The organism is Ihubacter massiliensis (assembly GCF_024125305.1).
In the GTDB taxonomy this organism is placed as follows: Bacteria; Bacillota; Clostridia; order Peptostreptococcales; family Anaerovoracaceae; genus Hominibacterium; species Hominibacterium faecale.
Map to the genome: position 1 here is coordinate 2424155 of NZ_JAMXVH010000001.1, position 15022 is coordinate 2439176.

Below are 15022 nucleotides of genomic sequence, written 5' to 3' on the forward strand. Positions count from 1 at the left end.
TTTATAATTAAGATTAGGGTGAGTGGAGGAAACGTTATGGACAAAAATATTTTCCATGATTTTGAAAATAACAGACAGTACACGGCTGAACTTTTAGATGGAATCACTTATGGAGTCAGCCTTTTCATGTTGTCCGACGAATTGAAGTTCCTTCATTTCAACCGGGCTGCCGACGACATGTTCGGATATGAAAAGGGCGGCCTTTTGGCTTTAACTTGTGATGATTCGCTGAGTATTTTTCACCCTGATTACGTAGATCGCCTTTACAGTCAGATCATCGCTACCATGCGAGACGGAAAATTATTTAATTATGACTGCCGCATCCTCTGCAAAGACGGAACTTATAAATGGACTAATCTATCTGCGGAACTGGTTCAGCAAAAAGAAGGCGGACGCCTTTATTTTTACTGTGTGCTTTCGCCCATCGAAGCGCCTCGTCATTCATTGTTGGAAGGGTGCCATTTCCTCGTTGCTGCCGGCGATTCCTGGGATCGCCATATTCTCACCGATCTGATCGAATCCATGGGCGGAACCTGTGAAACGTCTGTCAACGGGCTGGAGGCTTTGGACTTGTTCAGCGGTTCGGAGGAGGATCCATATTGCGCAATTTTTATCGGCTCCAAACTGACCGGAATGAACGGCTTTGAGCTTTCCAAGGAGATTCGCCATTCGGACCATCCGGCCGGAGGTGAAATTCCTCTGATCTTGTTGATTTCGGAGGACGATCAGGAAACGATCCCCGCCGCAGAGGAAATCGGGATCAATCTCTTTTTGCAAAAGCCTCTGGAGCAGGCGGCAATCCGTTCGTTTTTAAACCATCTGGCTCATTCTGTCTTTTCACACACATAATTATAGCGCGTTTTTTTGTGACCAATTCCTCCCCTTCCGCATAAACTGCAGATAGGAGGGTTGAAGTATGAGCTATTTTTCGCGCCTTGACCGGGCGTTTTCCGATGTACCCCATCTGCCCCTTTCCGATGAAACCAGATATGTTCTTGTCAGCGACTGCCATCGGGGAAACGGCACTTCCAATGATAATTTTCTCAAAAACCAGAATCTTTATTACGCTGCTTTGGAATATTATTTTCGAAAGGGCTATACCTACATAGAATTGGGCGACGGTGATGAGTTGTGGGAAAACCGCGATCTGCGGCAAATCATCCAAATCCACAGCCAGACCTTTGAGCTGCTCTTTCAGTTTTATCAGCAGGGGCGGCTTTATTTTTTATACGGCAATCACGATAAGGTGAACCAGCACCCGGCTCCTATCGGCTTTCCGGCAATCGAGCATTACTCCGGGCTCATCCTCCAGGATTCGGAAGGCGACGGCGATCTCTATCTGATTCACGGCCATCAGGCTGATTTTCTCAACTGCAATCTGTGGCGGCTCTCCCGCCTGATGGTGCGCTATTTGTGGAAACCGCTGGAGCATTTCGGCGTTTTGGATCCCACCAGCGCTGCCAAAAATAATCAGCGCAAGAACAAAACGGAAAAAAAGCTTTCTCTCTGGGCGGAAGAGCGGAGCCGCCTTCTCGTTTCGGGTCACACCCACAGGCCTCGCCTCGGGTCAAAGGATTCGCCTTATTTCAATACGGGCAGCTGCGTCCACCCTTACGGCGTCACCTCTATTGAGGTTACTGGGCGCTGTCTCACTTTGGTCAAGTGGTCCATGCGGACCCGGGAGGATATGAGCCTGTATGTGGCGCGGGAGGAACTTGCCGGGCCCGTGTGCATTGACATAATAAAAGAACAGGCAAAATAAAAAATTTTCGCCATTTCTATTCGAAACCGGCCTTTTAGCTGTCAATGTCCATAGAAAATTAGACTTTTGGAGTCAAAAAAGGGGAAAAAAGAGGAACCCTGGCTAGACGTCAAGGATTTTGGAGTGAGTTAGTGCAAACTTCTCCAGATGAGGCACGTAATATCCAGCAAGCAAATAAGGCCCCTCCCAGCCGGAAGGAAAAATCTTTAATTTTTATATGGACAAGCATTATGATTTTGGCCATTTCGAATATAAATCAGCAAAAAAGTGAAAATAGGACCGCTTTGCCGCGTTGGGCAGCACAGGCTGCGCCGGCCATCATAATGTTTATGAAAACGTTTTAAATTTGATAGTTTTTCCAAGCCCCAGTTTGCTCAGAGCCTGGCGGCGCTGGCCGGACCTGAAATGGTGTGGCCAGGATGGTAAAAAGTCGGATTTCATTCTAATTGTCCTCCATACCGATACCTTCTTCCGGCCGCCTTCTGAAAAGAGACGGAAACGCGCCCGCTTATTGCGAAATCTGACCCTCTTCTATGCAGCCAACCGGTGCATCTTGGCAAATAGCCGTCAAACGATCAGATACCCAAAAAAAGCAGCTTCATTCTGATCGTGTCTCTCCGCAGCCCCGGATTGCCCGAATCTTGCAAACGGCCGCAAGGTTACTTCTGTCAAGGGGCAGACAAAATGAAGAAACCTCTTTTCAATCAAATTTAGAGAGGTTTCTCCGTTTCGTTCCTTTGAGATTTAGATTCGGTTATTTTTCCAAAATAGCTTCAATCCGCTCCTGCGCCTCTTTCACAGATGCGTTGTCTGGAATCACAACATAAAGTTGTCTGCTTCCCATACTGTAAGTCGAATCATAAGTTCCTTTTCCAGTAATTGAAATGCTTTCAATATTCCAATCCCCCAAATCCGAAAGCTGCATTCTGACAAGAGACGAGATATCTTTCTGCGTCAGATTGGTCTGGATTTCGTCTCCAACCGCATTCAACAGCTGGGTATATTTTGTTAAGATCACGCTGCTACCTGTTAGTTTTTCCAAAATTGCGCTTAATACACGCTGCTGGTTCTTAATCCGTTCCTGGTCGCCATCGGAAAAAGACTTTCTTTCTCTAGCAAAGAAAAGAGCCGCTTCGCCGTCCAGATGGTTCTCTCCCTCCTTATAAGAATACTCCGATACGGAGGATTTGAATGCGCGCGGTGAGGTTACGTCAATTCCACCGATGGCATCCACAATATCTTGCAGCGATGTAAAGTTAACCCGGATGTAGTAATTAATGTCCAGATCCATCCAGTCTTCGACTGTAGAAACAGTTTCATCTATTCCATAAATCCCGGAATGGGTCAGCTTATCCAGCTGTCCATAAGAATGGAGCGCTACATAAGTATCCCGCGGAATGGAAGTAAGCAAAATTTGCTTTTTCTGCGGATTTACCGTCATAATCATATTCACGTCGCTTCGCGAAACCTTACCGATTCCTCCATAGGTATCAATGCCGCTGATGTAAACGTTAAACGGTTCTTTGGTTATCCCAACCCGCTTTGCTAGATCTTTATTCTGGATATCGATTTTAACCTGATGAATAATTCTAGTATTATCTTCAAATTCTTTTGCATATTCACAGATCATATCATAATTGCTGCTGCTGAGAAAAATGATCCGGTCATGTTCCTTATCTTTTCCATCAATCAAAGTTGTCTGCAGCTTCATATAACCGCCGACTTCTTTATAATTTACATCCGCCTCTTTTTTCAAGGTTTCCTGCGCTTCCTTATAGACCGAAGAATTACTCTCGTATGTAAAAACGGTCTGCCCCTTAATATCACTGAGTTTTTTATAATCGCCATGCTTCAGCGCCACTACATAAAAGGATTCATATTGTTTGTCCTCATCGCTCATATTGTGAAAGACCGCGTAGGTGGTAAACAAATAAAAGCACCCTATACCAAGAAGCAGAATCAGCAAAACGGATAAAACAGCGCCTGTCTTTCGCTGTTTCGTTCCTTCCTTTCTACTGTTTAACAATTTGAAAATCAAAGCGGTCAGTATGATCACAATCGCAAAGATCGCAATATTGGCCGCCATCGGCAGAATGTCCAGCACTGCCACAAGAGTCAGAAATACGATGTCCGCGATTAAAACAATCAGCTCCAGAATCAGCAGTCCGATTGAGTTTGGCAGGATATGTAGTTTTCGGTTATCGTTTTGCATGGTAGGTTCCTCTTTTCCTGATTAAATTGATTTCAGCACCTCTACGATTCTACGGCTGGCATTGCCATCCCCATAGGGGTTGCTCGCCTGACTCATTTTCTCATATTCAGCCCTGTCGTCCAGAAGCTGTCTGAAATTCCTGTAAATCGTTTCTTCCTCTGTTCCTACAAGGCGCAGGGTTCCGGCTTCGATACCTTCCGGCCGCTCTGTCGTATCCCGCATTACCAGCACGGGCTTTCCAAGAGACGGCGCTTCCTCCTGAACGCCGCCGCTGTCAGTCAGAATCATATAGGAGCGCGCCAGAAAGTTATGAAAATCAATGACCTCCATAGGTTCCGTCAGACGAATTCTGGCATTGTCTCCGAACACGTCCTGCGCCGTTTTTCGCACGACCGGATTCAGGTGTACCGGATAGATGACTTTTACATCCGGCGTTTCATCTACAATCCGTTTGATGGCCCGAAACATGCTGTAAAGATGCTCGCCCAGGTTTTCTCTCCGGTGGGCGGTTAGCATGATCAGGCGGCTGTCTTGGGCCCATGTCAGAAGCTCATGGTGGTATTCTTTCCTTACAGTTGTTTTCAGCGCGTCGATGCCTGTGTTTCCCGTAACATAAATGCGCGAATGATCTTTTCCTTCCCGAAGGAGGTTTTCTTTTGCTGCCAGAGTCGGGGCAAAGTGATAGTCGGCAATGATGCCGGTTGCCTGCCGGTTATATTCCTCCGGGAAGGGAGAGTAGAGGTTGTAGGTCCGCAGGCCTGCCTCAACGTGTCCCACCGCAATCTGCTGATAAAAGCAGGATAGAGCTGCTGCGAAGGTGGTTGTGGTGTCGCCGTGGACAAGAACCACATCCGGCTTTGCCAGCTCCAGTACTTCCTTCATCTTCATCAGTACGCTGTCCGTTACATCATAAAGGGTCTGCTTTTCTTTCATAATGGAAAGATCATAGTCCGGCGTGACTTCAAAAGCATCCAGTACCATATCCAGCATCTGTCTGTGCTGGCCGGTGACGCAGACGATTGTTTCCAATTCTTTTTCTTTTTTTAACTCGTTTACTAAGGGGCACATTTTGATCGCCTCTGGGCGCGTGCCGAAAATTAACATTATTTTTTTCATTGTTTTCTACTTTTTTTATTTTTTATTAAAGGGAAAGGATCCATTGGTAAATTTCTTCTAAAAAAGCCGTCTCTAAGTTGTTGACTGATATCGTCTCCATAATCTTGTCAATATAGTCTGCGATACCTTCCCCCTGATAAGAAAGTTTCTGTATCGCAGACTCGTCCATCTGATTCCACTCTGCTCTGGTCAGCCTGTCTTTAATTTCTCTTGTATATGAAAAATACGGCGTATTGAGCAGCAGGTGCATCGGATGGATATTGATCACCTTCAGCCCTGGCGACAGCAGCTGTTTTTTCATAAGGGAAAAGTCAAAGTCCTTTGAATAATATAAGAAAGCTCCGTCCTCCCAAAAGATCGGAAAACTGATGGTTTTTGAGCGATGAAGAAACGGCGGCACGATATCCATAAGGGTGCATACATTTGATTCGTAAAGAATGCCTCGTTTTGTAAGCTTGTCCATCGTGTCATTAACATCATAGTAACGATGCGCCCTGAAGCAGTCCGCCTCCGGCACTAGTTTGAAACAATAATCAATTACCTCATCATAACTTCTTCCCTGGCTGCTTCCATGCATAAAGTTAGGATGAATGCCCAGCCTGATTGTTCCTTTTTCTGCGTATTCGTCCACTGCAGGGTTGGGGTTGGTCACAAATGCCGTAACTTTCACCTGATTCTCATCAAAGTATTCAAAGGCTTTACGAGCTGCATATTCTGACGCCCAATCCAAATCCGACGTGATGCAGATCATATTTTTGGTTTCTAAAATTTTTCTTGCTTTTTCGAGTTTATGTAATAATTCTTTCATCAAAACTTACCTGCTGCTCTCTCAAATTATAGTAAAAGCACCAATGCTTCTCCATCTAAAACACATTCCTCCAATTGGTTTATACAGTCAAATGCAACCAAACATTGGTTTTTTGCTGGTCGAACCTCTTTGATCTCACAGACGCATTGGATTTCGTCACCAATATAAACCGGTTTTTTGTAATTAATCCGTTCTGTTAATAAGATCGCCCCCTCTCCAGGCAGCTTATTGCCGATCACGTTGGAAACGAGAGCTTGGCAAAACAAGCCGTGTGCAATTCTTTCACCAAAAACCGTTTTTTCCGCATACTTAATATCCATATGAATCGGATTTCTATCTCCAGATAGATCCGCATAATCTTCGATTATCTGTTTTGTCACCTTTTGTTTAATAGCAGCTTTATCGCCAACACGAAAATTCCTGATATCACCCATGCCCCTGCTCCGTTACTCTTGCAGGGACTCCCATAACCGTTGAAGTCTCTGGCACATCTTTTGTCACAACAGCACCTGCGCCAACCACCGCATTCTTGCCAACGGTTACTCCTGGTAAGAGGGTGCTTCCTGACCCTATCTTGCACCCCTTTTTCAGCGTGATGATGGCCGCTTCACCTACTTCGCTTCCCTTTATCCTCATAGTATTATCGTTTGCAGAGCAGACCCCTACACCCACAAACACATCTTCCTCAACAACTGTCCGAGCGGTAATATGTGTCATATCCATTATTTTGGAATTTTCCTTTACTATGACATGATGGTTCGTTGTACATAGCCGCGCGATCAATGCATTGTCACCAATATCCCCATGCTCTCTTAGCTGCGCTCCGTCTCCAATTAGTACATTATTTCCCAGTCTGTTTGCCGCATATATCACTGCATTGCTTCCAATTACGCAGCTTGTCCCTATTTCTACCGGTTCGAAGTTGGATTCCAGTTCATGCACCAGATTCCCGGCACCTTTGGGCGGCCTGCCAATCACGGCGCCGTCAAAAATCTCTGTCCCGGCGCCAACCTTTGTCCCCGGATAGAGTATGACATTGTGGTGTATCACTACATCCTTGCCTATGATGCAGTCTTTTCCTATTTGCGCAGTTGCCGCAACATATGCAGCTTCGTTCTTTTCCATATTGCTTTGCATTAGTCTCTCCTCAGTGTTCTTTTATCATAATCCGCTTAAAGCTATACATTTGATTTTCACCCGAGCCTGTCATAATGTAGTAGCTTACTGTATAACTTCCGGCTTTTTTGAAATAATATGTAAATGTATTCAGATTTTCCGTTAATGTAACAAATTCATATACACCATTTCGATACACGTACCATTTTATTTTGTAGTTGAGAGAATACTCAATATCTACGATAAAGGTATATCCCTCCTCTTCAATTTTTTCTATATGTTGTCCTTTATAAATCAAATTTAAAAATGGATAATTAGAGGTGTCTAGGTAATGTTCTTTTAACTTCGAATCATATTTAATATAAGCTATCATTTTTTTGCATATTTCTTTTCCATTCCTTCTTAGTTTTCCTTTTACTAAGACATCATTTTCTGGCAGTTCCGAGATACATTTATCATTGTTTGAATACACCTTTTTATAAAAAATCAGCCCTGTATCTGCCCGGATCAGTTCATATTCATATTCGCAGCCTTCATCAATGCTCCTCTCCATATCATGAATCATGATCTGACGCTCTGAAATTTTCACTGCGACCGCATCCAAGTTTTTTCGTTTTCTTGCATCAAGCTTGATCTTATTTTCTCCAAACAGCAAACTATGGCTCTCTTCGTTGTAAACAAACTTATCATAGCTAATTTTTTCTATATATTTATCATATGGATTATGATAAATACTCTTACCTTCTTTATCTTCAACCGTAATAACGGTTATAAAGTCCACATTGTCTCCCGAAATAGAGAAATGTAATGTTGTCGCAGCTGTCACCTCATTTTGCGCATAGGATATATATCCTCCCTGTATTTCTCTATCTGCCATGTCTTCATTTTCTTCTCCCCGAATCTCTTCTAACATGCATTTTTGTTTCCCATATTGTTTGATTCGAACCATATATTCTGTATCTTTGATTTGCATCAAAACCTGTCTGTTGCTTTTATCCACAATTTTCATGTGTTCAGATAGGTGAAACACTTGCGTATAGGTGTGCGTTCCTTTTGCCATTATGTTGTCATATAGTACGGTTACATCATGAAGTGAGTAAAAATGCCGGTCTATCGAAACGTCCTCATACATATCGTTATATCCGATGATGTGATCATATTGATCAGTCAGCTCGTAATCATAAACTCCCACTTTATATGTATTTTCATTTTCTGTAGAATAGGAACCACCATCCACAATCACTGTATTATGCGCTTTTGAGGATTTGAAATAATCGCAATAAGCATTCCCGGGATTATAGTTATAGTAGCCAGTATCGGAAAAAATATCATACCCTCTTGAATACATTGCAAACGATAAATCATCCGCATGCTTATGTGTTCTGGAGCTGTATCCCGATTTAAACATTTTCCATGTTGCATCCGTAAACCTTACGCATGAATTATGGTCCTGTTTGTAAAAATAATATCCAGATTTCGGATATATAATAGAAGCACGTTCTGGCGGCTTCCCTTCTTTTCCTTGCGTTGCAGAAAATAAGTAAGATTCGCTCCCAAGTTTTCTGGCACGGATACCATACTTTCTACGATTGTTATCTATACTGGAATCTCCGGTATTTAAAAGATTTCCGGAAGGTCTGCAAAGGTACGCACAAAAATCGGCTGATGCCTTAATATTAGCCCGTACATAAGAGGAAAAATAATCCTTCATATTTTCCAGGAGGTCTGCAATATCATCTAACATATAGAGCAGCGCAATATGATACATTGCTGAATTTTCCACATGTACCTTTTCCTCATTGAAAGCAAATTCAATCTGTCCGCACAATCTTTTTTTTGCGAGATCCGCTAAAGTTCTGTCATTAAGAAAATAGGCACAATATAGTAAGGACTGATCTTGAAAAATACCGTGATTATGATTTTGCGTATAATTCACTTCATCGGCAAGAAATTCACTGTGCTGTCTGACTATTCCGCGAATAAATTCAGCAGTTGCCTCATCCATAATGCCGGCGTCTTCCGCTGTCAAAGCAAAATAGATAATCGTATTTAATCGCAAAGCACTGCCATGATCATGCCACACCATTGTATTTTCATTTGAACGGCGGCTCTCCTCGTACTCAATCCAGCTCAATAGAAATTCGTTCGCTGTTTTTAAATATGTCACACGGGGCTTGAGTTGATATGCCCTTACCAATATTCTTATCATTCCCAAAGATTGCAGCCATAGCTGATAGGTTCCGGGAGATTGGGAAAAAACGATATTCCAGTCCAATCCATCTCTGATGTTGGGCGCTGATTGAAAACTTTTATGTATATATAGATTGCCCTTTACAATTTCATCTGCCCACATCAGATTGGTTTTATCCTCTGGCAAAGCCATGTCACAGTTAAATTGATTTATCGTCATCCCAAACATCCCTTTTTCAAAAAAACCTACACGTACCCCTTTAGTCTTTATGATTTTTTTATATCCTGAAATATCCCTCGCATATATCTGAAAGTAGTACGTACTTTCCGCATCGGACGGTATAAATGAAAAAGTTGGTTCAGGAGAAAACCCTTTGCTCTTATATATAAGATGTCTGTAATCGTTTTCAAATATATACCATGCATATTGGAGTGGGGCATAAGCATCAAAGGTGACATCCACTTTCATTGATATCGTATCGGTTATAAAGCTTACATGTTTTCTGTCCAAGTCGTCTATAGCAAGGCCTTGCACGATCCATTCATGTGAATTGGGAGACCGTTCAATTCTTCCGGCAATCCGGTTGACTCTTTTATTATCATTTGCGAATTTCACATATGCAATTAGCAGGTAACTTGTATCAATTTCTTCCGCCCTGTATTTAAAAGTATTGTCTTCAGACCAGGAACTGCTCTTGAATACATTTTCTATTTTATTTTCTTTTATTGTGTTCACATACCAGGAATATTGTGTCTTTCTCTTTAGTGGTTTAAAATGATTGATCGCTGTAATTATATTGCCGGCAAGTTTTATTTCAACGTCATCCGCAGAGAATTCATCCAGCTCTCTTTTATGAATTTGTTTATCTCCGCCCTCACTCAAAATCTCATTCAACCTATTCAAAGCTTCATAATAATAATCATCCTCATAATGCATGGGGGTTAGCCCCCATAAATGATTTTCATTTATCAAAAACTCCCTTTCGTTGAATAAATTCATTACATGTGCTCCTGGGGTATAGTCATATAGCATTTTATACATATATCTCAGCATGCGGTTTTTCTGTTTTACGTCATTACAAATATGCTGCGGAAACTTTTTTAATTTTCCATCTTTAGATATATAGGTATCTCTCATATAAGCTTCATGTATGATGATTTGCTCTTCTTTATAGCGTGATTTCAGCTCATGCGCAAATGACTTTATATAAGGTTCAATATCTTTCCCTTCAAAGGTATATCCCCATCCCACCGTTTTAGGAACTTTATCTAACAGCTCGAATCCGCGTCCTTCTAATAGTTGGCTGTTCACCAGTTCATTGGAATAAGTCGCATATTTATTATCCAGCTTTGCAATTCGAAATCGTTCATCAATAAAATCAATCATCAAATAATCGGGGTCCTCACTCGCCATATCTGCGTATACATGTTTATTCAAATCACGAATAACTGCTTCTTTTTGGAACTTAGAATCGAGTAAAAGTTGATCCCCCCTCCCGTCTATTTTCCAACTATTCATCTGCAAATTTGATAATAAAGATGAACGTGCAATATATACAGGGACTTCATATTCATTATTCTGATCAAATCGAAAGATATCCCGAGATACACAACTCCCAAATATATTTATCTTTGTCATTTTATTTCCCTTTTTATCAGTTTCAGCTCGCTATTTATTGTATATTCAAAAGAGCACTGACTCCTCACCCTCATCGCAGCCATTTCACTCATTTCCAGGAATTTTTCCGGGTTATGGTACAAATCCTCGATACCTTCAGCCATTTGCAAATAGTCTTCTTCTGGCGCGAGGATACCGCATGTTTCATCTACAAACTCCGGTATGGCAGCTACTGCATTTGTAGCTGGAACAAGTCCGCTGGACATCGCTTCATCTCTTGATACACCTTGTGCATCCATTCTAGTTGGAACGATAAAAATTCCATTTTCTTTATGCAGTCGAGCAATATCGTCTTGATGCAAAAATTTGTTTTCAATCGTTACATTCTCAAATTGATCCAGTTCTTCCGTAAGTGGTTTGAATAAGTCTCCTCTGCCAATTATATGGAAGTTCAGATCTTTGAAGTATGCTTTTTCTGAAAGTTTCTTTATACATTCAACTGTCAAATCATTGGCATATTTCCTTGATCCAAATGGACGTATTGATAGAATATGTTTCCTCGCTTCCACGGACTTTGGTACATAGTTAAATAATTCTGTATTTATGTAATTATGTATGATACTATACTGTTCTTCTGTCAGTTCTATTTTATAATCCTCAAAAATTTCATCCCTAAAGTATTTTGAAACAAAGACAAAATGAATGTCGTATCTACCAATATTTTTAAATACATCTGTCCAAAACTGTACTCTATCTTGCGATAATATTTTCGCCTGCGCCAACTCTTCTTCCGTATTATAGTTAAACTCACGTCTCCACCACGGCTGTATCTCTGACCCATGACACCATACAATAATTCGGAGATGGTCTTTAAACTTGCTCAATACATTCCACATATTTCGATCCAGAAAATGCACACATACTGTATCGATTTTGCCGGATGCGAGGATCATTTCCAGTTTATCCGTAAATCCAGTTATAACGTCAATTCCTTCAAACTCTCTGTATCCCGGCTTATTTACCTTATTGAAACAAAATACATCAACATTTAAGTCTCTTTTCTTGTACTCCTTTACCCTTTGATGCACAAAGGCATTTCTATATAAATCACCATACGCCGGATAAATATTCGTAAGAACCAGGGTATTTGATTTTGACAGGAACAGATTCTGACAATCGATTTGTGAACGATTTATTTTTATTCGGTTGACATTCGCAGTTCCCGATCCTTTTATCCGAAGCGCCAGCTTCATATATTTTGTTCCAACTGGTAACTCTATTTTTTTTGACAGACCGGAGCTTGCATATATGGTTTGTATTGCTTTCATGGACGCATCATGGCATATGATTGCCGCCATCACATCTAAGGTCGTATCTCCTTCAAAGATCAGCCATGCAGGAGCATCCATCTCAATATCATACCGAAGAACCTCTTTCGCATATATATACGTATGAGTATCTTCCGCAAGTTTCGAATGGATTTTAATGCCTCTCTCATTCTTGGAAAGCTCCACCTTTCCGCCATAAGTATCTGCTTTAAAAAATCTGGAAAGCTCTATCATATAACCCCTGTCAGCAGGGTCAATCCGAATTTCTTCAGCCTCCCGCTCCAGGTCACGATACAAAATTCCTGCATCTACAATTGAAATGCATGAATCCGTTTCTTCTAATATCTCACTACCGGTTTCAACATAGTCAAACTCATGTACCGAAACCAGATTCAAATCTTCTCCGCAGATGATCCCATCGCTGTTATAGTCAAGGCATTGTGCCACCTTACTGGAAAATACCGCTCTTCTTGCATTCAATGCAGATACGAAGTGATATACGGGCTCATCAAGCATAAACCCACGTATTCCGTTATAATAGGAAGATTTTCCTATGGCATCATACTCCCCATATCTCAACATGAGCATCAAATCCAGCAGATAGTTCTCACCGTAATAATCCTGCGGATCAAAATAAGCGACAAACCCATCTGCTATGTGTTCTTTTATAAACTGTTCCAGATTCAGTTTGCCTGGCAGAATGTCCTTCCCATCAGCCTGACAGTCATATAAAGGCTCTATATGCAGGCTTATAGGTTCATAGCTCTGATTCTGGAACATCATCCGCACTTTATTAAGCTGGTCCTCATTCTGCACTTTACTTAGTACCGTCACATGTGGTAATTCCCGTTTCAAAGACACTCCAAATACCTTCTGTACAATGTAATCGAGTCTGTCTTCATACAAATGCTCCTGGGTCACTCTTCTATGCCCCTGCAGTCGATATCTGTGCATCTCCATTTCATCCGAGCAGTACGCATTCAAATAATTTGCCGCCTCATCCACGCTATCGGTAGCAATTGTCAGTTCTCCGAGCAGATTCCGCAATCCTCTCGAAAAATTACCTACCGAAACGGTATTGCTAGCCAAAAGTTCGAACACTCTCCTGGCAAACATCGTCTGAGTCCAAGTTCCGGAATTTGCATTGATATTATAAGCATAACCTTTATAGGCTTTATCGATCTCATCTGGTTCCAGAGAACCCAAAATAAATGGTTTGTAGTATTCGGGGAACTGGTGATCCGACTCAGGAGCGTTATAATTTCTATCATAGATGTCCAGTCCTTTTGTCCGCATCGCATAATGGGCAAGATTCTCAAAGCATTTTCTTCTCTCCGGATAGTTGGTATAATATGCCCCTGCAAAGCAAAAGCAGTCTTTCCGTTCCATCGTTTCAATGGGGTTATGTAATACAGGCTGAGCCGCAAAGTGGAGCAGATACACGCTGTCATGTCCCAGACTTCGTTTATACTGTGCAATACAGTCTACTTCTGTGGTAAAGACAACATCACACAGGCCCGCAGCAGCCATAAATGCTTCATTATGGCCCGGGTCTTCTTTGTTCCAGAAAATCACAGGAATCCTATTCTCATGACAATATTCGGTTAACGCACAAAACTGCGGCGCTGTTTTGACAACCATGCCGTACCACAGGCCTTTATTCCCATTCCATGCCGACTCTACAAACAGAAGATCCGGCTGGAATTGTTCCAGTTCTTCCTTCCAATTATCCGGGGTCAACTGCAGCAAATTGCATTCAGGTGAAAAACAGGAGAAGGTAAAGTCATCCATAATACATGCAGCTTTCAGTTCTTTCAGCGTTTTACATTCCGGACGAAGCTCAAAGCTTTTACGCTCTTTCACCTCCAAAGCTCCTGCCACAATAAAATCGCTGAAAAGCATGTCATACTTTATTTCCAGGTCTGATTGCTTTTGGTTTGTTTGGGACTGGTCTGACTGTTCCTCTATTGTAGAAAGATTCTGCACGGGCAAGTCAGCGTCAGCATGATCCCCCTGGGAAGCAATAGTGTCTTCACGCTTTTTTAATTGCCTTGCCCAGTTATACAGCTTGATACTTGGAAATCTTTCATAAGCAGCATTCTGCTTTCTCGCCTGATACAGCAGTGTATTGTACTCATTAAAACGCTTTTGCAGTTCTTCTTTTTCTTGGATCAATCTTTTTTTCTGCTGCGTCTGCTTCTCAAATTTTTCCTCTGATGCCTTTAGCTTTCTATTTCTTGTCTCAATCCCAGCTTTTGTAACTCTTAATTCCTCAGTCAGTTTTTCAATACTTGCAAACGCTTCCTCCAGCTTCTCATTTAGAACATCCTTCGTTTCTGTTGTTTCAGTGTTCTCCGTATCCTCATCTGTCAATATAGCTGCAGCTTTCTGCACTTCCAGAGCTGTCCTTACATCTGACAATTCCTTTGCCATCAGACGAAGCCTTTTTTCAGCCCGCTCCAGTTCTTCATAAAGCCCCGCAAGCTTAACATCCTTTTCCTCTTTATCTTTGTTGAGGTCTTTTATATAAGTTCTTGCCGTTTCCAGTTCTTGATTCATGATCGAAAGAACTGCCTCCTTAGAAGCGCTTTCATTTTTATAATGCTCCGCTTCCCAAGACACTTTTTGTAATTTGGAGGCTAATTCGCTTACAGCTTCCGTTTTTTCGTCTAACTCAGAAGCCTTCTTTTTTAATTGTTCCACCTGTTGATTTGCTGCTGCCAGCTTTACTTTGATTTCATCATACTGCGATGCCAATTGATCAATCCGAATCTGTTTTCTGTTTTCCACGTAAAAAAAGCTGTTCTCCAATTTTCGGACCAAATCACGATTAATGTCTATACTATTACCCTGGATTTTTTTATCTGCAGCA

9 protein-coding genes are annotated in these 15022 nt (G+C 41.8%); 2 read left to right on the top strand and 7 right to left on the bottom strand.

What is annotated here, in order from left to right; all coding sequences use genetic code 11:
- Positions 1 to 36 precede the first annotated feature (36 nt).
- Both NIA71_RS11340 and NIA71_RS11345 read left to right on the top strand, forming a co-directional pair.
- The gene (locus NIA71_RS11340) at positions 37 to 849 is read left to right on the top strand and encodes a PAS domain-containing protein (protein ID WP_253020432.1); all 813 of its coding nucleotides are present in this window, start codon (positions 37 to 39) and stop codon (positions 847 to 849) included.
- 67 nt (positions 850 to 916) lie between these two features.
- Positions 917 to 1762, top strand: coding sequence for a metallophosphoesterase (locus tag NIA71_RS11345; protein WP_148396082.1), 846 nt, complete (start codon positions 917 to 919; stop codon positions 1760 to 1762).
- A 754-nt stretch (positions 1763 to 2516) separates the two neighbouring features.
- Here NIA71_RS11345 and NIA71_RS11350 read toward each other — a convergent pair.
- The 7 genes from NIA71_RS11350 to NIA71_RS20085 are packed head-to-tail and all read right to left on the bottom strand — an operon-like array spanning position 2517 to position 14940.
- Entirely contained in the window at positions 2517 to 3974 is a 1458-nt protein-coding gene (locus NIA71_RS11350) for an LCP family protein (protein ID WP_253020433.1), read from the bottom strand.
- A gap of 21 nt (positions 3975 to 3995) precedes the next feature.
- Positions 3996 to 5090: a non-hydrolyzing UDP-N-acetylglucosamine 2-epimerase gene (gene wecB / locus NIA71_RS11355; protein ID WP_253020434.1), complete on the bottom strand. Its 1095-nt coding sequence runs from the start codon at positions 5088 to 5090 to the stop codon at positions 3996 to 3998.
- A gap of 25 nt (positions 5091 to 5115) precedes the next feature.
- On the bottom strand, positions 5116 to 5898 hold the full coding sequence (locus tag NIA71_RS11360) for a hypothetical protein (protein WP_148396079.1): 783 nt from the start codon (positions 5896 to 5898) through the stop codon (positions 5116 to 5118).
- A 26-nt stretch (positions 5899 to 5924) separates the two neighbouring features.
- The gene (locus NIA71_RS11365) at positions 5925 to 6332 is read right to left on the bottom strand and encodes a MaoC family dehydratase (protein WP_253020435.1); all 408 of its coding nucleotides are present in this window, start codon (positions 6330 to 6332) and stop codon (positions 5925 to 5927) included.
- Positions 6325 to 7035 (bottom strand): N-acetyltransferase, encoded by a 711-nt coding sequence (locus NIA71_RS19965; protein WP_269478331.1) that lies wholly within the window; start codon positions 7033 to 7035, stop codon positions 6325 to 6327. The genes NIA71_RS11365 and NIA71_RS19965 overlap by 8 nt, the downstream gene beginning before the upstream one ends.
- Positions 7036 to 7045: 10 nt before the next feature.
- Entirely contained in the window at positions 7046 to 10843 is a 3798-nt protein-coding gene (locus NIA71_RS11380; RefSeq protein ID WP_253020436.1) for a DUF6270 domain-containing protein, read from the bottom strand.
- Positions 10840 to 14940, bottom strand: coding sequence for a glycosyltransferase (locus NIA71_RS20085; RefSeq protein WP_253020437.1), 4101 nt, complete (start codon positions 14938 to 14940; stop codon positions 10840 to 10842). Before NIA71_RS20085 ends, NIA71_RS11380 begins: the two co-directional genes overlap by 4 nt.
- Between the last annotated feature and the right edge of the window lie 82 nt (positions 14941 to 15022).

Bases quoted from the DNA above. Each gene is read 5' to 3' on its own strand.
- NIA71_RS11340 (WP_253020432.1), top strand. From the start codon at position 37: ATGGACAAAAATATTTTCCATGATTTTGAAAATAACAGACAGTACACG.
- NIA71_RS11345 (WP_148396082.1), top strand. From the start codon at position 917: ATGAGCTATTTTTCGCGCCTTGACCGGGCGTTTTCCGATGTACCCCAT.
- NIA71_RS11350 (WP_253020433.1), bottom strand. From the start codon at position 3,974: ATGCAAAACGATAACCGAAAACTACATATCCTGCCAAACTCAATCGGA.
- wecB (WP_253020434.1), bottom strand. From the start codon at position 5,090: ATGAAAAAAATAATGTTAATTTTCGGCACGCGCCCAGAGGCGATCAAA.
- NIA71_RS11360 (WP_148396079.1), bottom strand. From the start codon at position 5,898: ATGAAAGAATTATTACATAAACTCGAAAAAGCAAGAAAAATTTTAGAA.
- NIA71_RS11365 (WP_253020435.1), bottom strand. From the start codon at position 6,332: ATGGGTGATATCAGGAATTTTCGTGTTGGCGATAAAGCTGCTATTAAA.
- NIA71_RS19965 (WP_269478331.1), bottom strand. From the start codon at position 7,035: ATGCAAAGCAATATGGAAAAGAACGAAGCTGCATATGTTGCGGCAACT.
- NIA71_RS11380 (WP_253020436.1), bottom strand. From the start codon at position 10,843: ATGACAAAGATAAATATATTTGGGAGTTGTGTATCTCGGGATATCTTT.